The organism is Nocardiopsis sp. LDBS0036, assembly GCF_041228755.1.
GTDB classification, from domain to species: Bacteria; Actinomycetota; Actinomycetes; order Streptosporangiales; family Streptosporangiaceae; genus Nocardiopsis; species Nocardiopsis dassonvillei.
In genome coordinates, this window is the sequence record NZ_CP141103.1 from 4,935,535 (window position 1) to 4,960,566 (window position 25,032).

Genomic DNA, 25,032 nt, shown 5'->3' on the forward strand with positions numbered 1-25,032 from the left:
GACCACGCCGGTGCGGTGGAACGGCGACGGCCGCCCTCCCCCTCGGGGACGGGCGGCCGTCGTGCCCTCGCCGCCGGCTACGCCTGCCGGTCCGCCACCGCTAGCGGTAGTTGACGAACTGGAGCGCCAGGTCGAAGTCCTTCTCCTTGATGAGGTTCTGGACGTTCTGGAGGTCGTCCTTCTTCTTGGAGCTGACGCGCAGCTCGTCGCCCTGGATCTGGGCCTTGACGCCCTTGGGGCCCTCGTCGCGGATCAGCTTGGAGATCTTCTTGGCGTCCTCGGAGGTGATGCCCTCCTTGAGGCCGACGGGAAGGCGGTACTCCTTGCCCGAGAGCCGGGGCTCGTCGGCGGGGTCCAGGATCTTCAGGGAGAGCTTGCGCTTGACCAGCTTCTCCTTGAAGACGTCCAGGGCGGCGTTGACCCGCTCCTCGGAGTTGCCCCTGACCTCGATCCCGTCCTCGCCCTGCCAGGCGATGGTGGTCCCGGTGCCCTTGAAGTCGAACCGCTGGGCCAGCTCCTTGGCGGTCTGGTTCAGCGCGTTGTCGACCTCCTGACGGTCGAGTTTGGACACGACGTCGAAACTGGATTCGGCGGCCACGTTCGCTCACACCCCGCTAGGTCTTCATGGGTCGCGGGCGCCCGTGGACGCCCGCGTGGGTTCTCGTCGGTCCGCGCCGGATCCCGCGCGGACGGTCCTCAGAGCTTAGCCGCGCGCTGGTCGGGCGCCCGACGTGCCCGGTCGGGGCGCGCCCGGACAACCGATTTCAGGTTCGGGCGGATCATCCGCTATTCTCGGTGATGCGCCGCGACGAACACGTCGCCGCAGCCCAGGCAGGTTGCCCGAGCGGCCAATGGGAGCGGACTGTAAATCCGTCGGCTTTGCCTTCCAAGGTTCGAATCCTTGACCTGCCACACGGGGAGAAGGCCCCGGTGACCAGCACGAACGCTGGACACCGGGGCCTTCTCGCGTTCCCGGTCGTCCACGGCTGTTCACGGGTGTCCGTGGAACAGCTGCGGAACGCTCCCAGACGGCGCTCCCGGGCGTCCGCGCGGTCCGCGCCCGCCCCGCGCCCGTCCCGGGCCTGTCGCGGCCGCCCGCGCTGGCCGTCGTCCCCGGGGCCGACCGAGGCGGCCCGGGGTCCCCGCGCGGCGGCCCTGGCGCGCCTCCGCTCCGGCGCGGGTGTGACGCCCCGCAGTGGGGGAGACGCGGGTCACATCCCCCTCGCCCCCTGGTGGGTCGGAGGGCGTTCCGGACCCCGCGCGGCGCTGTTTTCCGGATTCGGCCGGTCGCGGATTCATCGCGGTCGGGACACGGGCGGATAACGCGAATGTCCGCTCTCCCTTCGGTGGAGCCGAGGGCCGGTCACGTGCTCGAATGAGGTCTGACCTGCGGTTTCGCTGTTGTCCTTGGAGGGCTGGCGCGCCGACCCCGTCCCTGCTGTGCTGATAGCGGATGGTGTGTCCGCTTCGCCGGTCCGGATCCGTCTTGGCACGGCGTCGGCCCTTTGGGTGGGTCGAGTGGAAAGAAAGCCAATGTGGCCATTCGCGGTCAGCACGAAAAGAATGGTCGAGACAATCTGGACAAAATGCTTCGCGAGTTTCGGCGTTGACAAAAACTGGGGGCCGGATGATGATTGCCCCAGTCCACCGCGACACAGGTGCAACAAGCGCCTGAGTCTTTTTCTGTCAATACCTCGTAACCGATTCTCGGGGGAAGTCATGTTCAAGAAGATGGCCGTTGCTGGCCTGGTCGCCGGTGCCGCGATGGGCGCGCTCCTCATGGGAGCCCCGGCTCACGCCAGTGGTTCGCACGGTGGTGACCAGCAGTTCAACCAGAACCTCCAGCTGGTTCCGATCCAGTCCTGCAACCTGCAGGCCAGCGTCGGCCTGGTCGCCGTGACCGTGCCGGTCCTGTCGCCGCAGACCACGGGCGACTGCACCAACGGCCCCGTCGGCACCAACATCAGCTAGTTCCGGCAATCCGTCCGCAAGAAACGCTATCTCAAACTTTCTCGAAGGGTAATTCAATGCTGCGTAAGCTCGGAGTTGTCGGCCTCGTCGCTGGTGCCGCTTTCGGTGTCGTCCTCGCCGGTTCCCCGGCCTCCGCCAGCGGTTCGCACGGCGGCGACCAGCAGTACAACCAGAACCTGCAGGCCATCCCGGTCCAGCTGTGCAACACCGACGCCACCGTCGGCCTGGTCGCGGTCACCATCCCGATCCTGTCGCCCGACACCACCGGCGACTGCACCAACGGCCCCGTCAGCACCAACATCGACTAGGAGACCCGGCATGCTGCGCAAGTTCACCACCGCCACCGCCATCGCCGGTGTCGCCCTGGGCGCCATCCTGGCCGCCACGCCCGCCTCCGCGGGTGAGTCGCACGGTTCGCACGGCGGCGACCAGCAGTACAACCAGAACCTCCAGCTGGTTCCGGTGCAGCTGTGCAACACGGACCTGACCGTGGGCCTCCTCGTCGGGGTCACCGCGCCGATCCTGTCGCCCGACACCACCGGCGACTGCACCAACGGCCCGGTCAGCACCAACATCGACTAGGAGACCCGGCATGCTGCGCAAGTTCACGGCGGCCACCGCCATCGCCGGTGTCGCCCTGGGCGCAATGCTCGCCGCCTCACCCGTGTTCGCCAGCTCGCACGGCGGCGGCCAGCAGTTCAACCAGAACCTCCAGTTGGTTCCGGTCCAGATCTGCAACGCCCAGCTGTCCGTCGGCCTGGCCGGCGTGACCGTGCCCATCCTGTCGCCACAGACGACGGGTGACTGCATCAACGGTCCCGCCACCACCAACGTCCAGCACGACGGCTCCGAGGACCACGACAGTGGCGCCCCGGAGGGTCACAAGGACGAGGGTGAAGACGGGGGCGACGGGTACTAGCCACCTCCGGGTGGCGGGGTCCCCGATCCCGCAGTGACGGAAGACGCGAGTGGTTCGTCGAGGCCCTCCGGCAGCCTGCCGGAGGGCCTTGTCGCAGGTAGGACATCCGAGGGAACCGACGTGGGGGGAGACGTCAGATGAGGCGCACGGTCCTGACGGGAGCGGTACTGCTGTTGGCCGCCACCGGCTGCGGCGAGCAGTTGAGCGTGCCCGACCCGCCCGAGGCCACGAGTGCTCCGGAGGCGGAGCAGAGCCCGCAGGGGGAGACCGCCGGCCCGCAGGAGCAGGCCAGCCCGCGGGAGACGCAGCCCACTCCGGAGGAGGACGCCAACCAGAGCAGCGGGACCTTCGTCCTCAACCGGTACGGCGACGAGAACGGGTTCGACGACCAGACCCCCACCGAGTACGTGGCCACGGAGTTCACCACCTTCACCGACATGGAGTGGGGCACGTGGGCGGACGAGGTGGCGCGCGGCGAGGGAGGGGTCAAGGGGACCTGGTGCATGCAGGAGGGGTGCCAGGACGATCCCTACGAGGTCGAGGTCGAGCTGGGCGACCCGGTGGACGTCGACGGCACCATGTACTTCTCCACGTACACGATCACCGACTACGGCGAGGAGATGTCCGAGGAGATGATCGGGACGCTGGAGGAGGTCGACGGCGGAACCCTGGCGCTGCCGGAGTCCGAGTGATCCGGACCGGCTGCCGGGGGCACGCCGCCGCGTCCGGCGGAGGTGACCTTCGCCTCCCTCCGCAGAATCATGCCAAAGTTCCTCAAAAGTACATAACTCCTGATCAAAACGGGTGACGCGGCCCTCTTCCCGGGACCGGAGGGGGCCGAAACGGGCGTGGCGCGCCCGCGAGGTCTCTAGTCTGCTGAGTTGTGGGACTCAACCAGTGGACGGACAACCACGCGGACGACGGACGCGGCGCCGACGGGCGGCCGACGCCACGGCACGGCCGCGCCTCGCTGCTGCGCCTGGCCGCCTGGTTCGAGGAGGCCGACCCGGACCGCGCCGACGCCCTCGCCGCCGCCTCGTACGCCCTCCATCCGGCGCTCCACCTGGAGGGGAGGGTGGACGAGGGTGTCGCCGCGACCACCAGCTGGTGGCAGGCCGACGCCGACCGCAGCACCGTCACCGAGCACCCGGGCGCCCGACCGCCCGAGCCGGTGAGCGACCACCGCGCCCAGCAGGCGCGCCTGCGCGACGCCGCCGAGTCCTCCGCCCACTGGCGCCGCGCCGGTGCCGCGCAGATCCGCTCCCTGCTGACCGAGCCCACGGGCCGCCGTGCCCGCCTGGACCTGTCCGGCGCCGGGATGGAGGTCCTGATGGAACTCCTCACCGCGGCCCTGGGATCCGGCGACGCCAGCAGGCGCCCCACCTCCGCCGGGGACCTGGAGTTCGCGCTGCGCCTGCACGTCGTCGCCGCGCCGGGCGCCGACGTCACCATCCGGGGCGAGGGCGGGGAGCTGACCCTGGAGGGGCTGCGCCTGCTGGTGACCCCCTACGAGCAGCACAGCCCCGGTGTCCTCGACCCGCTCCCGGAGGAGCCGGAGGAGGACGGGGCGGACCCCCTCGCGGCCGGTGCCCCGGAGGGAGGGGACGCTGCCCCGGAGGGGGAGGAGGCCTCCGCCGATTCCCGGACCCCCGTGGACCCGCTCGGCCCCGGGACCGACGAGGACCTCTCCGACCCGTCCGAAGAGCCGTCCGAGGACCCGCCGGCCCCCGCCGCCTCCGTAAGCCCGGACGCCCCCGCTGACCCCGAGGCATCGGTGCTCGCCTCCGTTCCGACGGCTCCCGAGGACCCTGAGGCTCCGGCAGGCACGTCCGTGCCCGGCGGCTCCTTGCCCCCGTTCGATCCGCGGGTCCCTGGCGCACCTGAGAGTGCGCAGACCCCAGACGATCCGCTGGCCCCCGCCGACTCTCCGCACTCTGCCGTCGCGGACCGTTCGACGGGCCCGCAAGCCCCTGCTGGCACTGAGGCTCCAACGGCTTCCTCCGCCCCGACAGACACGAAGAACCCCGAGACCCCAGCGGCCCCTTTCGACCCTCGGCTCCCGACTGCCTCGGGCCGCTCAGCCAGCCCGGGCACCCCGTCCGCGCCGTTCGCCCCCCGCAACCCCTTCGCCCCGGCCGCCTCCGAGGACCCGGAGGCCGCACCGTCCCCGGCCGCACCCCGTACCCCCCAGACCCCGGCCGCGTCGACGGAACCCCTCTTCCCCCAGTCCCCGACGGTCCCGCCGTACTCCGCGCACTCCGACGCCCCGCCCGCCCCGGAGATCCCCGGGACGCCCGCCGCCCCGTCCTACGCGGACATCCTGGGGATCCCGGTCCCCTCCGCGACCCCGGAACCCTCCCCGGCCCCCGACGCGGCGCCCCGCCCCGAGGACACCGAACCCACGGGTAACCTCCCTGGACCGGACCCGCGAGCCCCCGGTCCGGACGACCTGTCCGCGAACCCGCCCGAGAAGCCATCGTGGGAGTGATGGAGACGGACACCTACAGCGAGGACGCCGCGCTCATCGGCGAACGCCAGGCCGCGGCCCGCGCCCTCCTGGCCCATCCCCTGCTCACCGAGCGCACCCACCCCGCCGAGTTCGCCCTCGTGCGCTCCCACACCGAGTGGCTCGTCCAGCGCTTCCAACGCGTGCTCGGCTACCGCCTGACCGTCGCCGAGGACCACGCCCGGCTGGTCAAACGCGGTCTCGTCACCGAGGTCGCGCGCCCCCTCGCGCGCGGGACCGGCGCCCCCTTCACCCCGCGCACGCACACCTACCTGGCGCTGTCCCTGGCCGTCCTGGTCGAGGAGCAAGGCCCCACCACCGTCCGCGGCCTGGCCGCGCGGGTCCGCTCCGCCGCGCACGAGGCCGGGGTCGACGCCGACCCCGAGCGCGGCCTCGCCGAGCGCCGCGCCTTCTGCGCCGCCCTGCTCCACCTGGTCTCGCTCGGCGCCCTCACCGAGGACTTCGGCACCATCGCCGACCACCGTGAGGACCCCTCCGCCGACGCGGAGCTGATCCCGCACACGCAGGTCCTGCGCTCGGTCGCCGTCCACCTGCCCCGCGCCTCCGACGACCCCGACTCCTTCCTCGCCGCCGCACGCGACACCGACCCCGACGGCGACCACCAGGGCGAGACCGCCCTGCGCAGGCTCCTCGCAGAGACCGCCGTCGTCTACCGCGAGGAGCTCCCCGACCGCCAGCGCGACCGCCTCGCCGCGCACCAGTGGCGGGCCGCAGCGGCGCTCGGCAACCTCCTGGGCTGCGACACCGAGGTCCGCGCCGAGGGCGTCGCCCTCGTGATGCCCGACGAGGCGGGCGCCCGCCCCGCCTTCCCCTCCGACGACCCCGTCGGACAGGTCGCCCTGGCCCTGGTCCGCCACCTCTCCGGCCGCCTGCACCCCGGCCGCCCCGCCACCTCCGCCCCGGTCCCGGAGGAGGAGATGAACACCGCGCTGGAGGCCCTCTGCGGCGCGGACGCGCCCGCGCGGGCCGAGTGGGCCCGCACCGCGGGACCCGAGATCCCCGACCCCGGACGGCTCCGCGAGCGGGTCCTGGTCCTGCTGGCCGACCTCGGACTGCTGCGGGGCGCCCCCGGACGGTGGCGGCTCACCGCCGCGGCCGCCCGCTACGGGGCCGAAACGGACATCCGTGTCCCCCCGATCCAGGACAATGACGAAGACAGCCGGACACATCCCGACCCGGTGCGTGCCCCCGGCGACGACGAGGGCGAACCCGACGCTCCCGCCGACCCCCGCGGCGACCTGAGCCGGGTGGCGTCCGTGCTGCAAGCGGTGGCGAACGAGAAGGTGAGCGCGACCAGTGGTGACTCAGGAGACCAGCCAGGCCCCGGAAGCGGCGGCGGCGACGGGTCCGGCTGATTCCGCCGGTACCGGCGCCTCCGGCGGCGTCCCCCGCTACCGGCTCGAACGTGCGGGCATCCGCAACGTCTGGCAGTACGACGACCACGTCCTGGACTTCGCCGAGGGGCGGCTGCTGCTGCGCGGCCGCAACGGCGCGGGCAAGTCCAAGGCGCTGGAGATGCTGCTCCCGTTCCTGCTCGACGGCGACGTGCGCCGCCTGGACACCACGGGCACCAACCGCACCAGCCTGCGCTGGCTCATGGCCGAGGACACGCGGCCCGGCCGCCTCCACGGTGCCGAGGATGACGGTCCCGACCTGCTCGGCGGCCCCGGCGCGGAGGACGCGTCCGAGGACGCCCCGCACGGCGCCGACGCCTCCGGCGACCCCGCGGAGGAGGAGTCCGGCCCCGCCACCCGGCTCGGTTACCTGTGGGTGGAGTTCACCACCGAGCGCGGCGACCGCGGACTCGACGCCGCCGCCCGCTCCGGCAACGGCCGGGGGGCCTCCGCGCTGCTCGCCGGTACCGGTGCGAGCAGCGCCTCCGCCCTCCTCGCCGCCAGCGCGGCGGCCAGCGCCGCCGCCGAGTCCGACGCGGCGGCGCGGGAACCCGAGCCCCGAGACCCCGACGCCCCGCCCAGCCACCTGACCCTGGGCGCCGCCGTCATGGCGGTCGGCGACTCCGACCCGCGGTGCGTGTTCTTCGTCACCGACCGCCGGGTCGGCCACGACCTCGAACTCGTCACCGACGGCCGCCCCAAGCCCGTCGACCGCCTCCGCTCGGAGATCGGCGCCGACAACTGCTTCACCAGCCCCGTCCCCTACCGGGCCCGCGTGATGCACGACCTGTTCGGCATCGACGACTCCGTCCGCTACCGCAACCTCATCCACCTGCTCTACCGGCTGCGCCGCCCCACCATCGGCGACCGCCTGGAGGCCGGGGAACTCGTCGGCGTCCTGTCCGAGGCGCTGCCGCCCATGGACGAGACCGTCCTGGACGAGGTCGCCCGCAACATCGCCGACCTGGAGCGGGCCCGCTCCGACAAGGACGCCCTCACCGAGGCCGGGGCGGGCGTCACCGCGTTCCTGGAGGACTACCGGGGCTACCTCGTCCACACCCTGCGCGCCCGGGCCGCCGAGGTGCGCGAGCAGATCGACGCCGCCGCGGACCGCACCGAGGAGACCGAGCGGCTGCGCGCCGAACTCGACGACCTCATCACGGCGGAGAGCCAGGTCTCCGAGGAACGCGACCAGGCCCGCCGCACCCGCGACACCGCCCGGTCCGACGACATGACCCTCGCCGCGGCCCAGGGCGGCGCCGCCACGGCCACGGACGGCGAGCGCCGCGCCTACGACGCCGCCGTGGGCGCCTACATCCGCGCGGCCGAGGCCGCCTGGGTGGCCGCCGAGCACGCCGAACGGGTCGAACGCCACACCGTCGAGCGCATCGGCGAGGACACCGCCACGATCGAGCGCGCGCTCGACGTCCTGCGCCAGACCCACGCCGAGGCCGCGCGCGCCGCCTCCGCGGCGGGCATCGACCCCGGCGTCCTCGGCACCGTCCCCGACCCGGTCGCCACCGTCCACGCCCCCCGCGAGAGCACCACCCGGGTCGACCTGCGGGGACTGGAACAGGCCGTCGAGCGCGAACCCGTCGAGGGCGTGGACCTGGACGCCCTGCGCGAACGCCTGGGCCGCCTCCACGACCGCCTCACCGGAGCCGCCGACCGCGCCGCCGACCGCGCCGACCTGGCCGCCCGCCTGACCGGGCTCACCGCCGCCGAGGCCGCCGCCGACCGCCGCCTCGTCGCGCTGACCAGCGAGGCCGAGTCCGCCGACGCCGTGCTCGAACGCGCCCACCAGCGCGAGCAGGACGCCATCGCCCTCGTACGGCGCCAGAGTGCCGCTTACGCCGAGGGCGTCCGCGCCTGGTCCGCCCGGCTGCGCGACTCCAGCCACGCGCACGCCCTGGGCGGGGCCATCCACGAGCTGGAGGGCAGCGTCGAACTGCCCATCGACGACGCCCTGCGCGTCCTGGACCCCGCGGTCCCCGGCAGGGTGGCCCGCCTGGCGCACGCCGCCGTGGACCCCCTCCTGGAGGAACTGCGCGCACGCCGTGACGTGGCCGTCGGGGAGGAGGGCCAGCTCTCCGGCGAACTCGCCGAACTGGCGGACCGGCGCACCAAGAACGCCGAGCACGCCCCCGAGCGCCCCGGATGGGCCACCTACCCGCGCCCCGAGGGGGACGGCGTCCCGCTCTACCTGGCCGTCGACTTCGCGGACGGGCTCAGCACGCGCGAGCAGGCCGGTCTGGAGGCCTCCCTGGAGGCCAGCGGACTGCTGGCGGGCTGGGTCCGCGCCGACGGCGCCCTGCACGACCCGACCACGCGCGACCTCATGGTCTCCCCGGTGCCGGTCCCCGCGCTCTCGCGCCCCGTCCGCGGCCGGACGCTGCTCGACGTGCTCGTCCCGGCCGCCGGTCCCACCACCGGCCGCGGCGTCGACCCCGACACCCTGCGCGCCCTGCTCTCCTCCATCGCCCTGGACTCCGAGGCGGAGCGGGTCCGCGACCCCGAGGACGCCGAGGCCGAACCCCGCCACCGCAAGGACAGCCCAGGAGCCGTCGCCCTCTCCAGCGCCATGTCCCTGTCCGGCGGCTGGCGCCTGGGCGTGGCCTCCGGCGCCCACTACAAGAGCGAACCCGAGTACATCGGCGAGGCCGCCCGCAAACGCGCCCGCGACCGCACCACCGCCAACACCGACAGGCGCATGGCGATCGCCGAGGCGCTGCTCGCCGAGGCGGGCGAGCGCCGCTGGGCCGTCGAGCACTCCTACGCCGAACTCCTGGAGGTCTCCCGAGACCTGCCCGACGCCGCCCCCCTGATCCGCGCCTGGGCCGTCCTGGAGACCGCCCGGGACGACGTGGCCGCCGCGCGCCGCGCCCACGACGTGGCCCGCGACGCGGCCGAGGACTGCCGGGCCGAACTGCTCGACATCCGCGAGGGGCTGCGCCGCTCCTCCGTGGTGGAGGGCACCGGGGAGGGCGGACCCGCGGAGGGGGAGAAGGACCTGCCCACCGCGCGCGCCGACCTGGACAGCGCCCTGCGCGCCCTGGACCACCTGCGCGTACTCATCGCCTCCGCGCTGCGCGACCTGGACGTCCTGGCCTGGGAGCTCGCCGACCACGAGCACCACGTCGCCGCCTGGCGGGCCGTCCGGGCCGACCGGGTGCTGGCCGAGGACGCCCGCGCCGCGGCGATCGACGACATGATCACCGTCCGCCGCCAGATCGAGCTCGGCGACCGGGCGCGGGGCGTGGCCGAAGAACAGCTCGACGCCGCCCGCGAGCAGGTCGGGGCCAGGGCCGAGGAGGCCGCCCAGCGGCTGCCCGAACTCGAACGCGACGCCCAGCGCGCCCGGGACGAACGGGTCAGCGCCGAGGCGCGCCTGGCCGCGGCCACGCGCGAGCGCGCCGAGCAGGTGAGCCGCGCGCTCGCGGCCGGGGACGGCCTGGTCTCCTCGCTCACCTGGACCGACGCGTCCGGAGCCGAGGCCCCCGACGCCGTGCTGCTGCGCGCCGCGGGACTGGGCGCGTGCGCCGAGGACGACGCGCCCCTGGCCGCCTACCTGGCCGCACGCGCCGAGACCGCTCCCCCCGGGCCCGACGCACGCCTCGCCCTGCTGGAGGCCTTCGTCATCGGGATGGAGGAGGGCCTGGCCGCCCCGGAGGGCGACGACGCGGCGGACGTACCCCGGGTCGACGACAGCACGGTCCTGGCCAGCCGCGAGGACCTGGACCGGGTGCTCGCCTCGGCGGGCTGGACGCAGGTCCGCACCGAGATGAGCGAACCCCGGGGCGTCAAGCGCCTCACGGTCCACGACGAGGACGGCGCGCACGACGTCACCGCCTACGCCGAACGGATCGCCGCAGCGGTCGCCGGGGCCGAGGAGAGCGTCGCGATCGCGGAGGAGGAGGCCTTCGAGCGGCACCTGCTCGGGGAGCTGGCCGGCCACCTGGCGCGTCAGGTCGAGGAGGCCAGGGCCCTCATCGCCACCATGAACGACGTCCTCAAGGACGTCACCACCTCGGCCGGTCTGGGCGTGCGCCTGGACTGGCGGCTCGCCCCCGACGCGGGCGCGGACATCGAGGCGGTCGTGCCGCTCCTGGCCACCCCGGCCCGGGAGCGGACCCGCGTGCAGACGACCCGGCTGCGCGACGCGCTCCGGCGCTGCATCGAGGCCATCCGCCGCCTGGACCCCACCGCCACGGGGGGCGCGCAGCTGCGCGCGGCCCTGGACTACCGGTCCTGGTTCACCTTCACCGTGTACGTGACCGACGGCGCGGGCGACGAACGGCGCCTGGGGCACCGCACGGCGCTCAGCCAGGGCGAGCAGCGCGTGGTGGCCTACCTGGTGCTGTTCGCGGCCGCCGCCGCGCACTTCGACGCCCTGGCGGCCCGGGCGCCGTGGGCGCCGAGGCTGATCCTGCTCGACGACGCCTTCGCCAAGGTCGACGAGCCCACGCACGGACGCCTGCTGGGCCTGCTGGTCGAACTGGACCTTGACTTCGTCCTGACCTCGGAACGGGTGTGGGGCTGCTTCGCCAGCGTCCCCAGCCTCAACATCTACGAGTGCCTGCGGGACCCGAACGTGCCCGGGATCGCCACCCTGCACTTCACGTGGGACGGGAGCAGGAGGCGCCTGGTGGGGGTGTGAGGGGGGCCGCGCCGGGGGAGGAGGCCAGTCGGCCCCTCCCGCGGCGGAGACCGGCGTTCGGCGAGTGCTTCCTCCCGTCCTGTCCTAGTCTGCTTGTGCGGAGACGACACGTGAACGGGGTGACGAAGTGACTCGGGTACCCGAGACGTTCGAGGGTGGGACGGCGCTCCTGGACGCTCTGGCGCGCTCCGGACTGCCCCGGGAGGTCAGCTCCTGGGTCAGCGCGGCCCTGTGGGGAGAGGACGCCCTGGAGGCCCGCCTGAGGGGTGAACGGGTCCCCGAGCCGGAACCCGCCGCCGAGCCGCCCGCGGGCAGGGTCCGGCGGACCTACCTCACGGGGATCAGGGTCCAGGGCTTCCGGGGCATCGGCCGCCCCGCCGAGCTCACCTTCGACGCCGGTCCCGGGCTCACCGTGATCGTCGGGCGCAACGGCTCGGGCAAGTCCAGCTTCGCCGAGGCCGCGGAGGCGGCCCTCACCGGCCGCAACCCCCGGTGGGACTCCATGCCCACGGGCTGGCGCGACGGCTGGCGCAACCTCCACTACGACGAGCGCACCGAGGCGACCGTGGACGTGCGCGTCGCCGGGGACGAGGGCTCCACCCGCATCAGCCGCAGGTGGACGGGCGAGAGCGTCCGCTCCGCGCGCGGCGAGGTCGTCCACCCCGACGGCGAGGTCTCCCCCCTCAGGACCATGGACTGGGGCGACAACCTCGTGCGCTACCGCCCGTTCCTGTCCTACGACGAACTCGGCCGCACGGTCACCGGGCGTTCGGCCGAGCTGTACGACACGCTCACCGGCCTGCTCGGGCTCAGCGGCCTGGCGGAGGCCGAGCGGCGCCTGGCCAAGGTGTGCGACGGGCTCGCCAAGCGCCGCGACCGGCCCTCGCGGGAGCTGCGGTACCTGCTCGACGCGCTCCGGGCCTCCGACGACCCCAGGGCCGTGCAGGCCGTCCAGCTGCTCACCGCCTCCTACTTCGACATGGACGCCCTGCGCAGGCTCGCCTCCGACACCGGGCCCAGCGACCCCGAGCTGCACACGGTCCTGCGCCGCCTGCGGCGGCTGGCCGTGCCCGAGCGGACGCTGATGTCCGACGTGGTCAACGAGCTGCGGGGCGCGTCCATGGAGCTGGCCATGGCCGCGGGCAGCAAGGGCGACCGCGCGCACGGGGTGGTCAGGCTCCTGGAACAGGCCCTCGAACACCACCAGCGCCACCCCTCCGAGACCGAGTGCCCCACGTGCTCCGCGCCGCTGGGCGCCGACTGGGTGCGCCGGGCCAACGCCCAGCTGCGCGCCCTCAAGCCCCAGGCGGCCGTCGTCTCGGCCGCCTACGAGCGCGCCGACGCGGCCAGGGACCAGGCCCGCTTCCTGATGTCCCCGGCGCCGGGCTGGCTGCCGCCGGAGAGCGAGCTGGGCCAGGTGTGGTCGCTGTGGGAGTCCGGCGCGGACATCGAGGACCTGGCCGAGCTGGCCGAGCACATCGAGGCGGTCGGCCGCAGGCTGCGGGCGGCCGCGGTGAGCGCCCGCCGGGACGCGAGCGAGCGGCTGGAGGACCCGACCGGCGGCTGGTCGGAGCTGGCCGAGCAGCTCTCGGGGTGGCTGGACGACGCCCAGGACGCCCTCACCGCGCGCGAGGTCCTCAACGGGGCCGAGGCCGCGCTGAACTGGCTGTCGGAGCAGGCGAGGATCCTGCGCGAGGAGCGGCTGGGCCCGGTCGCGGCGCAGGCCGAGCAGGTCTGGTACCGGTTGCGCCAGGAACGCCACATCGACCTCCAGGGCATGCGGCTGATCGGCCGGGGCGCCCGGCGCCGGGTCGAGGTGGACGTGTCGGTCGACGGCGTCGGCGACCAGACCAGCGCGCCCGGGCTCCTGAGCCAGGGCGAGTTCCAGGCGCTGGCGCTGTCCATCTGCCTGCCGCGCACCCTGGTGGAGGGCAACCCCTTCGGCTTCCTGGTCCTGGACGACCCGGTCCAGGCGATGGACACCGAGACCGTGGAGGGCCTGTCCGCGGTGCTGGCGGAGGTGGGCAGGCACCGGCAGCTGATCGTGTTCACCCACGACACCCGCCTGTCCGACGCCCTGCGCCGACTGGGCCTGCCCGCCGACATCCGCACGATCAACCGGGACGCGATGTCCAACGTGTGGGTCGAGGCGGTCTGAGTCACAGTCGCGGCGCCGAAACCGCCGTGAACAGGGGTTTCGGCGTCCGGGCGCGGTGCGGGGGCATTCGATTTGGCAGACCACCCCCGGATCCCTGTATAGTCATGACCAGCGCAAGGGGGCAACACCCCCGGGGCGGACGAGAGAAAGCCCCACCAGCGCGCCCCTTTAGCTCAGTCGGCAGAGCGTCTCCATGGTAAGGAGAAGGTCTACGGTTCGATTCCGTAAAGGGGCTCCACCACTTGACGGGGTACGGTCCACTCAGGTGGGTGGCCGGAGGGAGCATCCGCCGGCCTGCACCGGGTCACAGCCCTGGTAGGGTTGTGGTCCCGTTGATCGGGGCGGGGTAGCTCAGTCGGTAGAGCAAGCGGCTCATAATCGCTGTGTCGTCGGTTCAAGTCCGGCCCCCGCTACCAACCCGCTGACCCCTGAGCCCACATCTCAGGGGTCGTCGCGGGCGTTTACTACTGTTTCCAGCGAGAAAGGCACTCCGAAGTGGCTGCCACCGACGTGAGGCCGAAGATCACCCTGGCCTGCCAGGAGTGCAATCACCGGAACTACATCACCCGCAAGAACCGTCGGAACACCCCCGACCGTCTCGCGATCAAGAAGTTCTGCCCGAACTGCCGCAAGCACAACGAGCACCGCGAGACCCGTTAGGTCCCGCGCGAGCGCCCCTGTCGAGCGCGATCGTCTCCGCCGCGACGTCGCAGAGGCAGTTCTCGAAGGCTTCCAGCCCGGTGAGCGATCCGCTCACCGGGCTGTTCGCGTGTCCGGGCCCCTTCACGACAGGAGCAGGAGAGAGCGTGGCGATCAACCCTGACTACCTCGGCCGGGAGTACCCCGCGCCGGAGGCCTACGAGGTCACCCGGGGCAAGATCCGGGAGTTCGCCGAGGCGGTCAACGACCCCAACCCGGTCTGCACCGACCAGGCCTCGGCCCGGGCGGCCGGACACCCCGACGTGGTCGCCCCGCCCACCTTCCCGGTCATCCTGGGGATGGCGGGCTCGGCCCAGGCCATCGCCGACCCCGACCTCGGCCTGGACTTCTCCCGGGTCGTGCACGGCGACCAGAGCTTCCGCTACAGCCGTCCGCTGCACGCCGGGGACGTCCTCAGCAGTGTCACCCGCATCACGGCCATCCGGGCCCTGGGCGGCAACGAGCTGATCACCCTGGAGACCGCGGCACACGACGCCGACGGCGAGCACGTGGTCACCGCCACGATGATGCTGGTCGCGCGAGGAGGAGAGGCATGAGCAGGCTGCGCCACGCCGACGTCGAGGTCGGCACCGAGCTGCCCGAGCGCACCTTCCCGGTCCGCCGCCTGGACCTGGTCCGCTACGCGGGCGCCTCGGGCGACTTCAACCCGATCCACTGGAACGAGCGCTTCGCCAAGTCGGTCGGACTGCCCGACGTCATCGCGCACGGCATGTTCACCATGGCCGAGGCCGCGCGGGTGATCACCGACTGGGCGGGCGACCCCGGCTGCGTCGTCGACTACTCGGTGCGCTTCTCCGCGCCCGTGGTGGTCCCCGACGACGACGAGGGCGCCGAGATCACCGTCGGCGGCAAGGTCAAGACCAAGAACGACGACGGCACCGTCACGGTGCTGCTGACCGCGCGGTCGGGCGGCGCCAAGGTCCTGGTGCAGTCCAAGGCCACCGTGCGCCTGGCGAGGTAGACGTGACCGCACTCTCCGAGTACACCACCCTGCGTCTGGGCGGCCCGGCGCGGACCTTCCTGGTCGCGGGCACCACCGACGAACTGGTCGCCGCCGTGACCCGGGCCGACGCCGCCGGCGAGCCCGTCCTCGTCCTGGGCGGCGGCAGCAACCTCGTGGTCTCCGACGACGGGTTCCCCGGAACGGTGGTCCTCGTGGACTCCAAGGGCGTCTCCTTCGAGGAGGCGGGCACCGACGACGAGGGCGAACCGGTCGTGCTGCTGCGCGCCGACGCGGGCGTGGAGTGGGACCCGCTGGTGGAGCGCGTCGTGGCCGAGGGCCTCAGCGGGCTGGAGTTCCTGTCGGGCATCCCCGGCCGGGTCGGCTCCACGCCCATCCAGAACGTGGGCGCCTACGGCCAGGACGTCAGCCAGACCATCCGCGAGGTGCTCGTCCACGACCGGCGCACCGGCGAGCGGCGCCGGATGACCAACGCCGAGTGCGGCTTCAGCTACCGCGACAGCGTCTTCAAGGGCGACGACCGCCACGTGGTGTGCGAGGTGGTCTTCGCGCTGCGCCGCTCCAAGCTCAGCCGTCCGGTCGCCTACGCCGAGGTGGCCCGCACCCTGGGGGCCGAGGCGGGCACCCGGGTGCCGCTGGAGCGGGCGCGCGAGACCGTCCTGGGGCTGCGCAGGGGCAAGGGCATGGTCCTGGACCCCGCCGACCCCGACACCCGCAGCGCCGGGTCGTTCTTCACCAACCCGGTGGTCACCGCCGAGGAGTTCGCGGCCGTGCGCGAACGGGCGGCCGCCCGCCTGGGCGCCGACGTACAGGTGCCCGGCCACCCCGACGCACGGGGGAACGTCAAGCTCTCCGCGGCCTGGCTGATCGACCGCGCCGGGTTCACCAAGGGGTACGGCGACGGCCCCGCGCGCATCTCCGGCAAGCACAGCCTGGCCCTGACCAACCCCGGCGGCGCCACCACGAAGGACCTGCTGGAGCTGGCCCGCGAGGTGCGGGCGGGAGTGGAGGAGGCCTTCGGGGTCCGCCTGGTCAACGAGCCGGTGATGGTCGGCGTCTCCCTCTGAACCGGTGCCCCGCGCCCCGGCCCCAGCCGCGCCCAATTTCGAAGTTGGGCGCGGCAAACTTGTTTTTCAGGGCAGGCTGATAAATCAATTCAGTAAAGCCATGAATTGCATTACCCTTCTGTTCTGCCATAAAGTCGGAGGCGTCGAAGGGGAGTAGTCCCCAATGCGTGCGATCGACACACTGGCCGCCCCGCGGCCCGGTCGTACGAGCCCGGCCAGGCCAGACGCGCCGAGCCAGGAGCGGACGAGACCTTTGACCCGGAAAAGACCGGGTTGAAGTGGTGTCCGCCTCCTTCTGCCCAGACAGCATCGGACGGAAGGGGAAACATGACGGGGTTCGCCGCCGGGCTGGCATTCAGCGCCTTCGCCATCTTCATCGCCGAAATGGGCGACAAGACCCAACTCGTGGCCATGTCCCTGGCCACCCGCTACCGGGCCCTCACGGTCATCCTCGGCATCACCGCCGCCACCGCCGTCGTGCACGCGGGCAGCGTCCTGCTGGCCGAGGTCCTGGGCGCCGCGCTCCCCACCGACTGGCTCACCCTCGCCGCCGGTGTCGCGTTCCTGTTCTTCGGCGCGTGGACCCTGCGCGGCGACGAGATGAGCGACAAGGACGAGGCCCGCGCGGCCTCCCGGCGCATCCGCTCCGCGTTCGCGACCGTCTTCGTCGTCTTCCTCGTCGCCGAACTCGGCGACAAGACCATGCTCGCCACGATCACCGTCGGCACCCAGCACCACTGGCTGCCCGTGTGGATCGGCTCCACCGTGGGCATGGTCGCGGCCGACGCCATCGCCATCGCGCTGGGCGCCGTGCTCGGCAAGAAGCTGCCCGAGCGCGCCATCCAGATCGGCGCGGCCACCCTGTTCTTCGTCGCGGGCGTCGCCATGCTGGGCCAGGGAGCCTGGATGCTCCTCGCCTGAGCCCTGAGCCCTGAGCCCTGAGCCCTGAGCCCTGAGCCCTGAGCCCTGAGCCCTGAGCCGGATGGGGCTGGCGGCTCCGGCGGGGCCGGGACCGCGCCCCGGACGGCCGGAGCCGGGGCGGCTCAGTCCCCGACGGGCTCCGGGTCGGCGGCCAGCCACGCGTCCACCCCGGCCAGCAGCTCCTTGCGCAGCGACTCCGGCGCGCCCGAGCCGCGGACCGACATCCGCGCCAGCTCGGCCAGCTCCGGGTCGGAGAACCCGAGCACCTCGCGGGCGATCCGGTACTGCTCCACCAGGCGCGGTCCGAACAGCAGCGGGTCGTCGGTGCCCAGAGCGACCGGAACCCCGGCGTCGAAGAGCGTGCGCAGCGGCAGCTGCCCCAGGTCGTCGTACACCCCCAGGCCCACGTTGGAGGTCGGGCAGACCTCCAGGGTCACCCCGCGTTCGGCGATCCGCTCCACCAGCCGCGGGTCCTCCACGGCCCGCACACCGTGCCCGATCCGGTCGGCGTCCAGCACGTCCAGGCACTCGCGCACGCTGCGGGGTCCCTGGAGCTCGCCGCCGTGCGGAGCGGAGAGCAGCCCGGCCCGCCGCGCGATCCGGAACGCCCCCTCGAACTCCAGGGCGCGGCCACGCCGCTCGTCGTTGTTCAGGCCGAACGACACCACGCCCCTGCCCGCGTACTGGCGGGCCAGGCGGGCCAGCACCTTGGCGTCCAGCGGGTGCCTGGTGCGGTTGGCCGCCACCATCAGGCCGACGTGCACGCCGGTCTCGCGCTCGGCGGCGCGGGCCGCGTCCAGGAACAGCTCCAGGGTGGCGGTGAGCCCGTCGAAGAGCGACGCGTAACCGCTCGGGTCCACCTGGATCTCCAGCCAGCCGGACCCGGCCGCGCGCTCGTCCTCGGCCGCCTCGCGCAGCAGCCGGTACACGTCCTCGGGTCTGCGCAGCACCGACCGGGCGATGTCGTACAGGCGCTGGAAGCGGAACCAGCCGCGCTCGTCCGTGGCGCGGAGCCTGGGCGGCCACTCCTCGACCAGGGCCTGGGGGAGGTGGATGCCGTGCTCGGCGGCCAGCTCCACCAGGGTGGGATGGCGCATCGATCCGGTGAAGTGCAGGTGCAGGTGTGCTTTGGGCAGCCGGTCCAACCGGCGGGCGCTGGTCGGTGTCTCCATGACGTAAGCCTGCCGTATGCGGGACGCCTCCGGTGCCAGTACGCCCCACCCGGCCGCGCGGGGACCGGTCCCCGTACACGCGGACGCGCCCCGGGGAACCCGTCCCCGGGGCGCGTCCGACGGCCGTGCGGCCTACTTGGCCTCGGCCAGCAGCTTCTGGATGCGGCTCACGCCCTCGGCGAGGTCCTCGTCGCTGAGCGCGTAGGACAGGCGCAGGTAGCCGGGGGTGCCGAAGGCCTCACCGGGCACCACGGCGACCTCGGCCTGCTCCAGGATGAGCTCGGCCAGCTCGGTGGAGGTCTGCGGCGTCCTGCCCCGGATCTCCTTGCCCAGCACGCCCTTGACCGAGGGGTAGGCGTAGAACGCGCCCTGCGGCTCGGGGCAGACCACGCCGTCGATCTCGTTGAGCATGCGCACGATCGTCTTGCGGCGGCGGTCGAAGGCCTCGCGCATCGTCGCCACGGCGTCCAGGTCGCCGGAGACCGCGGCCAGGGCGGCGGCCTGCGAGACGTTGGCGACGTTGGAGGTGGCGTGCGACTGGAGGTTGCCCGCGGCCTTGACCACGTCCTTGGGGCCGATGATCCACCCCACGCGCCAGCCGGTCATGGCGTAGGTCTTGGCCACGCCGTTGACGATGACGGTGCGGTCGGCGATCTCGGGCACCTCGACGGGCAGCGAGGAGAACTCGGCGTCCCCGTAGACCAGGTGCTCGTAGATCTCGTCGGACAGCACCCACAGGCCGTGCTCGTTCGCCCAGCGGCCGATCTCGCGGACCTGCTCGCGCGGGTACACGGCGCCGGTCGGGTTGGACGGGGAGACGAACACCAGGACCTTGGTGCGCTCGCTGCGCGCCGCCTCCAGCTGCTCCACACTGGCCAGGTAGCCGGTGCTCTCGTCGGTGACGACGAAGACCGGGACGCCGCCCGCGAGCTTGATCGACTCGGGGTAGGTGGTCCAGTACGGGGCGATGACGATGACCTCGTCGCCCGGGTCCAGCATGGCGGCGAAGGCCTCGTAGATGGCCTGCTTGCCGCCGTTGGTCACCAGGACCTGGGCGGGGTCGACCTCGTAGCCGGAGTCGCGCAGGGTCTTCTCGGCGATGGCCTTCTTGAGCTCGGGCAGGCCGCCGGCGGGCGTGTAGCGGTGGAACCGGGGCTCACGGGCGGCCTCGACGGCGGCCTCGACGATGTAGTCGGGGGTCGGGAAGTCGGGCTCTCCCGCGCCGAAGCCGATGACGGCACGGCCCTCCGCCTTCATCGCCTTGGCCTTGGCGTCCACGGCCAGGGTGGCGGACTCGGAGATCGCGCTGATACGTGCAGAGAGACGGGGTCGATCAGTCATGCGTCCCATGTTGTCATGCGCCCCTGGTCCGGGCGCGGGCGGGAAGGAGGGCGCAACCGGACGAAGGGGTCGTTCACCCTCCTCGGAGGGACGAACGGTTTGGTCACGGCGCCCCGAGCGCATACACTCTTTCGGGTCGGCCGGTCGTGGCCCAGGTGTTACCTGGCGCACGGTGTGCGCAGCGCACCGGAACCGGCTATGGTGGGATCGCAGTTTCCGCTAAGGGCAGTGGCTCAATTGGCAGAGCACCGGTCTCCAAAACCGGCGGTTGGGGGTTCGAGTCCCTCCTGCCCTGCACCTTCGCGCGTGCGGTGCGGCGCCCCGGCGGGCGCCGCACGGCACGGGCACCGAAACTACGGGGAACAAGTAGCAGCCCGCGACCCTAAGGACCCCAGGTGACTCAGACTGACGCCGACGCCAAGCCCGACAAGGAGCCCAAGCGTCGTACCGGTCCGGTGACGTTCACCAAGCAGGTCGCCGGAGAGCTGCGCAAGGTCCGCTGGCCCACCCGCCGCGAGCTGGTGACCTACACCATCGTGGTCCTCGTCTTCGTGCTGGTCGTCCTGGGATACGTCTCCCTCGTGGACTGGGGCTTCGGCGAGGCGGTCACCTGGCTGTACGGCACGTTCGGCACTCCGCAGGGCGTCTGACCACCACTTCCGCGCCGCGTCCTCCGGCAGGAGCCGGGACGCGGCCTCCTCGTCCGCGCGTTGGTCCCGGTCCGCCCGGAGAGACCGTAAGCTGGCAGAACCGGGTTCGACGTACAGCGCTGCCTCGTGTGCGTCGCCCCGAGAGCGAATCCGACGAGAGAAAGAGCAGCCGTGTCCGAGTCCCCACTGACCTCTGACGACTTCCCCGAAGAGGAGCCGGTTCAGTCGTCGGCGGAAGAGACCGGCCTGGCGGGCGAGCTGCCGGAGGACGCGACCGACGCGGCCGACACCGACAGCCCGGAGCTGACCGGTGACGCCGACCCGTCCGAGGCCGCCGACGACCACGAGGGCGTCGTGGAGGAGGACGAGGAGCAGGGCGAGGCCGCCGAGGAGGAGGCCCCCCGCCTGGACCCCGTTGAGGAGTTCAAGAACGAGCTCGTCCTGCTGCCCGGCGACTGGTACGTCGTGCACACCTACGCCGGTTACGAGAAGCGGGTCAAGGCCAACGTCGAGAGCCGCACCCAGTCCCTCAACATGGAGGAGTACATCTTCCAGGTCGAGGTGCCCGAGCACGAGGTCACCGAGGTCAAGAGCGGCAAGCGCCAGCAGGTCACCGAGAAGGTCCTGCCCGGCTACGTGCTCGTCCGCATGGACCTGACCGACGAGTCCTGGTCGGCCATCCGCAACACCCCGGGCGTCACCGGCTTCGTGGGCCTGTCCAACAAGCCCGCGCCGCTGAGCCTGACCGAGGTTGCCAAGCTCCTCGCCCCCGAGCCGGAGGTGGAGCCGGAGCAGGCGCAGCAGGCCCGGACCGCGGGCGGCGTCGGAGAGGCCCGCATGGACGTGGCCTACGAGGTCGGCGAGTCCGTCACCGTCATGGAGGGTCCGTTCGCGACCCTGCCCGCGACGGTCAGCGAGATCAACCCCGACACCCAGAAGCTCAAGGTGCTGGTGTCGATCTTCGGCCGCGAGACCCCGGTCGAGCTGTCGTTCAACCAGGTCGCCAAGATCTAGCCCGTCCACTCCCCGGCCCCGCCGCCCGGGCCCGCGATCGCGGAACGGCTGTCGGGGCACTCCACGCCCCCGCCGCCCGGGCTCGGGCCCCGCGGTCGTGAGGTGCCTGTCAGGGCACCTCCGTGATCGGCATAGACTTGGTGGGTCCGCCCCGTGGCGGACCCACTCGCGTGTCCCGCTCCGGCGGGGCGCGCCCCGGTCCGCCCGGTCCCGGCGGGCCGGCGCCCCGCGCCCGTCGAGCGCGGGGTCCCCGCCTCCTTCGGCAGCGGTTCCCCGGCCCCCGCGGCCGCGCGGTGCCGTCAGGGAGGCAACGGGACCAGAACACAACGCAGATCAGGCAAAGGACCCGATATGCCTCCGAAGAAGAAACTGGCCGCACTCGTCAAGGTGCAGCTCCCCGCCGGCCAGGCCACCCCGGCGCCGCCCGTCGGTACCGCGCTCGGTCCGCACGGCGTCAACATCATGGACTTCTGCAAGCAGTACAACGCTGCCACGGAGTCCCAGCGCGGCAACGTCATCCCCGTCGAGATCTCCATCTACGAGGACCGTTCCTTCAGCTTCGTCACCAAGACGCCTCCGGCGCCGAAGCTGATCCTGAAGGCCGCCGGTCTGGACAAGGCCGCGACCGACCCGGGCCGCAGCACCGCCGGTTCCATCACCGCCGAGCAGGTCCGCGAGATCGCGCAGACCAAGCTGCCCGACCTCAACACCGAGGACATCGAGGCCGCCGCCAAGATCGTCGCCGGTACCGCCCGCTCGATGGGCATCGAGGTCAAGTAGTCCCCGCACGGTGGCACCGGTCCGCGGAGACCGGAGCGACCGGGGACGCTCGACGTTCAAGAACCACCGTGGCAGGGCCAGGCGCTGGCCCGGTGACCACACGTTCCCCAGGAGAACAGAGTGAAGCGCAGCAAGAACCACCGCAAAGCCAGCCAGCAGGTGGACCGTGACAAGCTCTACGGCCCCGCCGAGGCCGTGAAGCTCGCCAAGGAGACCTCCACCGTCAAGTTCGACGCGACCGTCGAGGTCGCCCTGCGCCTGGGCGTCGACCCGCGCAAGGCCGACCAGATGGTCCGCGGCACCGTGAACCTGCCGAACGGCACCGGCAAGACCGCTCGGGTCCTGGTCTTCGCGACCGGTGAGCGTGCCGAGCAGGCTCTCGCGGCTGGCGCCGACATCATCGGCGACGACGAGATGATCGAGAAGGTCTCGAAGGGCTTCACCGACTTCGACGCCGTCGTGGCCACCCCGGACCTCATGGGCAAGGTCGGCCGCCTCGGCCGCGTGCTCGGTCCGCGCGGCCTGATGCCGAACCCGAAGACCGGCACCGTCACCCCCGACGTCGCCAAGGCCGTCACCGACATCAAGGGCGGCAAGATCGAGTTCCGCGTGGACCGCCACGGGAACCTGCACTTCATCATCGGCAAGGCCTCCTTCGACGACCAGAAGCTCCTGGAGAACTACCAGGCCGCGATCGACGAGGTGAACCGCCTCAAGCCGTCCGCCGCCAAGGGCCGCTACATCAAGAAGGCCGTGGTCTCCACGTCCATGGGCCCGAGCATCCCGCTCGAGGTCTAGCCTTCGCGGCTGCCCAGCGCAGACGAGAGCGGCCCCCGCAGTCCGAGAGGACGGCGGGGGCCGCTCCGCTTCCCCCGGGGTTTGTCCGGCCGCCGCACTGCGGCCGGACAAACCCCGGGGGTCCCAGCGCCTACCTGTCGGTGATCTCGTCATCGGCGGGCATCTCGAAGGAGGTCTCACCCAGGTTGGAGAAGACCATCGAGATGTCGGCCTCCTCGTCGGAGAAGTCCAAGCGCATCGGGAAGCCGTCGTCGGCCACCCAGACGGACACGTCGACGGGTCCGCTGACGCCGCCCAGCAGCTCGTTGACGGCGTCCTTCTGCTCCTGGTTCAGGGCCTCGACGTCCTCGCCGGTCATCGTGCCCTCGATGAGGGTGGTCGAGACGCCGCTGATCTCCTCGGCGCCCGTCTCCTCGATCTGCTCGATCTCCGCGAACGCCCCCACGATGTCGGGGAGCGCGTTGATGTCGAACATCTCCTCCGGGGCGATCTGGTCGGTGTCCTGGGCGCCGCGGACCCAGGCGGTGTCGACCTCCTGGAGACCGTTGTGGTTGGAGACGAGGGCGTCGCCCTCCGCCGGGATGATGACGATGGACGTGCCGATCTCCTCGGCGGTCAGGCCCAGGTCCTGGCCGGCCACCTCGGCCAGCTCCAGGAGCATCTCGCCCATCGAGGGCATGACCATGGTGACCTTGGCCGCCTGCGGGTCCTCCATGACCTCGTAGGTCATGTCCATGTCGATGTCGCCCATGTCGGGGTCGGGCATGACCATCGAGATGTCGAGGGTGTAGTTCTCGATGTCCTGGGTGCTCGCGCCGAGACCGGCGACCAGGTCCAGGACGCTGCCGCCACCGCCCTCCTCGGGCGACTCGGCCGCCGCCTCGGCGGGCTCCTCCTCCGCGGGGCCTCCTCCGCAGGCGGTGAGGGACAGGGCGAGGGTGCCGGCGGAGATCAGGACCGGCATACGGGTCTTCACGGGGTGTTCGCCTTCTTCTTTTGCGCGGGGGACACGGGCACGACTGGGAGCGGGGGTGCCCGGTAGCGTCATGCTGCCACGTCGGAGGGACATTCCGGTCCCTGCCGGCTCCTCCGCGCGGCCACCGATTCGACGCCGGCCGCGCCCAGGCGGTTCCGCGCCCGCCGGGGGAGTGAGCGCGATCACGGTTCCGGTCCTCCGGTGCGGAACGGGGGCTCCCGCGCGTGCGGTACGATGGGTTCTTGCCGAAGACCGCTGGTCGTCACCCGAACGGGTGACCTAAGGGCCCATCCGCGATGGGCGCCCGCGCAGGTGTACAAGAGCTTCCCGTTCCACGCCGCGCCCCGCGCGGCCACCGGAACGCGGTCATGCCCCGTGCGCCTCGCGCCCGGGGCTTTTTCTCGTGCTGACGCCGATCGCCCGGGCCCTTGGAGTCAACCAGCGTTCAATGTTGGAAGGAGTCCCATGGCGAGGCCGGACAAGGCAGCCGCGGTCGCCGAACTCACGGGCGAGTTCCGTGAGTCGAACGGCGCCGTGCTGACCGAATACCGGGGGCTCACTGTCGCGCAGATCACTGAACTGCGTCGCAGCCTCGGCCAGAGCGCGCGTTTTCGCATCGTCAAGAACACGCTGACCAAGATCGCGGTCACGGAGGCCGGTGTCGACGAGCAGGTCAAGGACCTGCTCGAGGGCCCGTCCGCCATCGCCTTCGTCCACGGTGACGTGGTCGAGGCCGCCAAGGGTCTGCGTGACTTCGCGAAGGCGAACTCGCCCCTGGTGATCAAGGGCGGTGTCATCGACGGCAAGTCGATGAGCGCCGACGACATCACCAAGCTGGCCGATCTGGAGTCCCGCGAGGTCATCCTCGCGAAGCTGGCGGGTGCGCTCAAGGCCAAGCAGGGCCAGGCCGCCGCCGTCTTCCAGGCGCTGCCCTCCAAGACTGTGCGTCTCGCGCAGGCCCTGGCGGACAAGCGCTCCCAGGAAGCCGCCTGACCTTTTGAAACCC

23 protein-coding genes and 4 tRNA genes are annotated in these 25,032 nt (G+C 72.4%); 23 read left to right on the plus strand and 4 right to left on the minus strand.

From position 1 onward, the window contains the following. Positions 1 to 100: 100 nt before the first annotated feature. On the minus strand, positions 101 to 598 hold the full coding sequence (locus UIS43_RS21075) for a YajQ family cyclic di-GMP-binding protein (RefSeq protein WP_013156079.1): 498 nt from the start codon (positions 596 to 598) through the stop codon (positions 101 to 103). 232 nt (positions 599 to 830) lie between these two features. Between UIS43_RS21075 and UIS43_RS21080 the strand changes: the two genes are divergently transcribed. From UIS43_RS21080 to UIS43_RS21160, 17 genes are all read left to right on the plus strand, one after another. Then, positions 831 to 912 (plus strand) — tRNA-Tyr (locus UIS43_RS21080). Positions 913 to 1,719: 807 nt separating this feature from the next. After that, positions 1,720 to 1,971 (plus strand): hypothetical protein, encoded by a 252-nt coding sequence (locus UIS43_RS21085; RefSeq protein ID WP_013156080.1) that lies wholly within the window; start codon positions 1,720 to 1,722, stop codon positions 1,969 to 1,971. A gap of 56 nt (positions 1,972 to 2,027) precedes the next feature. Beyond that, positions 2,028 to 2,279: a hypothetical protein gene (locus UIS43_RS21090; protein WP_013156081.1), complete on the plus strand. Its 252-nt coding sequence runs from the start codon at positions 2,028 to 2,030 to the stop codon at positions 2,277 to 2,279. A 10-nt stretch (positions 2,280 to 2,289) separates the two neighbouring features. After that, positions 2,290 to 2,553 (plus strand): hypothetical protein, encoded by a 264-nt coding sequence (locus UIS43_RS21095; protein ID WP_013156082.1) that lies wholly within the window; start codon positions 2,290 to 2,292, stop codon positions 2,551 to 2,553. A gap of 10 nt (positions 2,554 to 2,563) precedes the next feature. Further along, positions 2,564 to 2,890, plus strand: a complete 327-nt coding sequence (locus UIS43_RS21100; protein WP_013156083.1) for a hypothetical protein — start codon at positions 2,564 to 2,566, stop codon at positions 2,888 to 2,890. 137 nt (positions 2,891 to 3,027) lie between these two features. After that, the gene (locus UIS43_RS21105; RefSeq protein WP_013156084.1) at positions 3,028 to 3,582 is read left to right on the plus strand and encodes a hypothetical protein; all 555 of its coding nucleotides are present in this window, start codon (positions 3,028 to 3,030) and stop codon (positions 3,580 to 3,582) included. 191 nt (positions 3,583 to 3,773) lie between these two features. Further along, entirely contained in the window at positions 3,774 to 5,378 is a 1,605-nt protein-coding gene (locus tag UIS43_RS21110; protein WP_071621229.1) for a DUF2397 family protein, read from the plus strand. After that, positions 5,378 to 6,772, plus strand: coding sequence for a TIGR02678 family protein (locus UIS43_RS21115; RefSeq protein ID WP_013156086.1), 1,395 nt, complete (start codon positions 5,378 to 5,380; stop codon positions 6,770 to 6,772). Before UIS43_RS21110 ends, UIS43_RS21115 begins: the two co-directional genes overlap by 1 nt. Further along, positions 6,714 to 11,468 carry a TIGR02680 family protein gene (locus UIS43_RS21120; protein ID WP_370011433.1) on the plus strand — a complete coding sequence of 1,585 codons (4,755 nt, stop codon included), beginning with the start codon at positions 6,714 to 6,716 and terminating at the stop codon, positions 11,466 to 11,468. Before UIS43_RS21115 ends, UIS43_RS21120 begins: the two co-directional genes overlap by 59 nt. A gap of 127 nt (positions 11,469 to 11,595) precedes the next feature. Next, positions 11,596 to 13,626, plus strand: coding sequence for an ATP-binding protein (locus tag UIS43_RS21125; RefSeq protein WP_013156088.1), 2,031 nt, complete (start codon positions 11,596 to 11,598; stop codon positions 13,624 to 13,626). 162 nt (positions 13,627 to 13,788) lie between these two features. Beyond that, positions 13,789 to 13,864 (plus strand) — tRNA-Thr (locus tag UIS43_RS21130). Positions 13,865 to 13,966: 102 nt separating this feature from the next. Then, positions 13,967 to 14,042, plus strand: a tRNA-Met gene (locus tag UIS43_RS21135). A gap of 79 nt (positions 14,043 to 14,121) precedes the next feature. Continuing rightward, positions 14,122 to 14,286 carry a 50S ribosomal protein L33 gene (gene rpmG, locus UIS43_RS21140; protein WP_013156089.1) on the plus strand — a complete coding sequence of 55 codons (165 nt, stop codon included), beginning with the start codon at positions 14,122 to 14,124 and terminating at the stop codon, positions 14,284 to 14,286. A gap of 146 nt (positions 14,287 to 14,432) precedes the next feature. Beyond that, complete coding sequence (locus UIS43_RS21145; RefSeq protein WP_370011436.1) at positions 14,433 to 14,882, plus strand: MaoC family dehydratase N-terminal domain-containing protein; 450 nt, start codon at positions 14,433 to 14,435, stop codon at positions 14,880 to 14,882. After that, complete coding sequence (locus tag UIS43_RS21150; RefSeq protein WP_013156091.1) at positions 14,879 to 15,307, plus strand: MaoC family dehydratase; 429 nt, start codon at positions 14,879 to 14,881, stop codon at positions 15,305 to 15,307. Before UIS43_RS21145 ends, UIS43_RS21150 begins: the two co-directional genes overlap by 4 nt. Before the next feature lie 2 nt (positions 15,308 to 15,309). Then, the gene (locus tag UIS43_RS21155) at positions 15,310 to 16,374 is read left to right on the plus strand and encodes a UDP-N-acetylmuramate dehydrogenase (RefSeq protein ID WP_013156092.1); all 1,065 of its coding nucleotides are present in this window, start codon (positions 15,310 to 15,312) and stop codon (positions 16,372 to 16,374) included. Between the two features lie 327 nt (positions 16,375 to 16,701). Next, positions 16,702 to 17,295 carry a TMEM165/GDT1 family protein gene (locus tag UIS43_RS21160; protein ID WP_013156093.1) on the plus strand — a complete coding sequence of 198 codons (594 nt, stop codon included), beginning with the start codon at positions 16,702 to 16,704 and terminating at the stop codon, positions 17,293 to 17,295. 122 nt (positions 17,296 to 17,417) lie between these two features. Here the strand turns inward: UIS43_RS21160 and UIS43_RS21165 are convergent, their stop codons facing one another. Next, positions 17,418 to 18,467 carry an adenosine deaminase gene (locus UIS43_RS21165; protein WP_013156094.1) on the minus strand — a complete coding sequence of 350 codons (1,050 nt, stop codon included), beginning with the start codon at positions 18,465 to 18,467 and terminating at the stop codon, positions 17,418 to 17,420. A 132-nt stretch (positions 18,468 to 18,599) separates the two neighbouring features. Further along, a complete protein-coding gene (locus UIS43_RS21170) occupies positions 18,600 to 19,808 on the minus strand; it encodes a pyridoxal phosphate-dependent aminotransferase (RefSeq protein ID WP_174547194.1) in 1,209 nt (402 codons plus the stop codon). 222 nt (positions 19,809 to 20,030) lie between these two features. Between UIS43_RS21170 and UIS43_RS21175 the strand changes: the two genes are divergently transcribed. From UIS43_RS21175 to rplA, 5 genes are all read left to right on the plus strand, one after another. After that, a tRNA-Trp gene (locus UIS43_RS21175) sits at positions 20,031 to 20,103 on the plus strand. Positions 20,104 to 20,203: 100 nt separating this feature from the next. Further along, positions 20,204 to 20,458, plus strand: a complete 255-nt coding sequence (gene secE, locus UIS43_RS21180; protein ID WP_013156096.1) for a preprotein translocase subunit SecE — start codon at positions 20,204 to 20,206, stop codon at positions 20,456 to 20,458. Positions 20,459 to 20,629: 171 nt separating this feature from the next. After that, complete coding sequence (gene nusG / locus UIS43_RS21185) at positions 20,630 to 21,472, plus strand: transcription termination/antitermination protein NusG (protein ID WP_013156097.1); 843 nt, start codon at positions 20,630 to 20,632, stop codon at positions 21,470 to 21,472. A gap of 351 nt (positions 21,473 to 21,823) precedes the next feature. Further along, positions 21,824 to 22,252: a 50S ribosomal protein L11 gene (gene rplK / locus UIS43_RS21190; protein ID WP_013156098.1), complete on the plus strand. Its 429-nt coding sequence runs from the start codon at positions 21,824 to 21,826 to the stop codon at positions 22,250 to 22,252. Positions 22,253 to 22,372: 120 nt separating this feature from the next. Continuing rightward, a complete protein-coding gene (gene rplA, locus UIS43_RS21195) occupies positions 22,373 to 23,050 on the plus strand; it encodes a 50S ribosomal protein L1 (protein ID WP_013156099.1) in 678 nt (225 codons plus the stop codon). 130 nt (positions 23,051 to 23,180) lie between these two features. Here the strand turns inward: rplA and UIS43_RS21200 are convergent, their stop codons facing one another. Next, positions 23,181 to 24,026 (minus strand): hypothetical protein, encoded by an 846-nt coding sequence (locus UIS43_RS21200; RefSeq protein WP_335582481.1) that lies wholly within the window; start codon positions 24,024 to 24,026, stop codon positions 23,181 to 23,183. Between the two features lie 465 nt (positions 24,027 to 24,491). On the opposite strand from UIS43_RS21200, the gene rplJ reads away from it, so the two are divergent. Then, positions 24,492 to 25,019 carry a 50S ribosomal protein L10 gene (rplJ, locus tag UIS43_RS21205; protein ID WP_013156102.1) on the plus strand — a complete coding sequence of 176 codons (528 nt, stop codon included), beginning with the start codon at positions 24,492 to 24,494 and terminating at the stop codon, positions 25,017 to 25,019. Positions 25,020 to 25,032 lie beyond the last annotated feature (13 nt).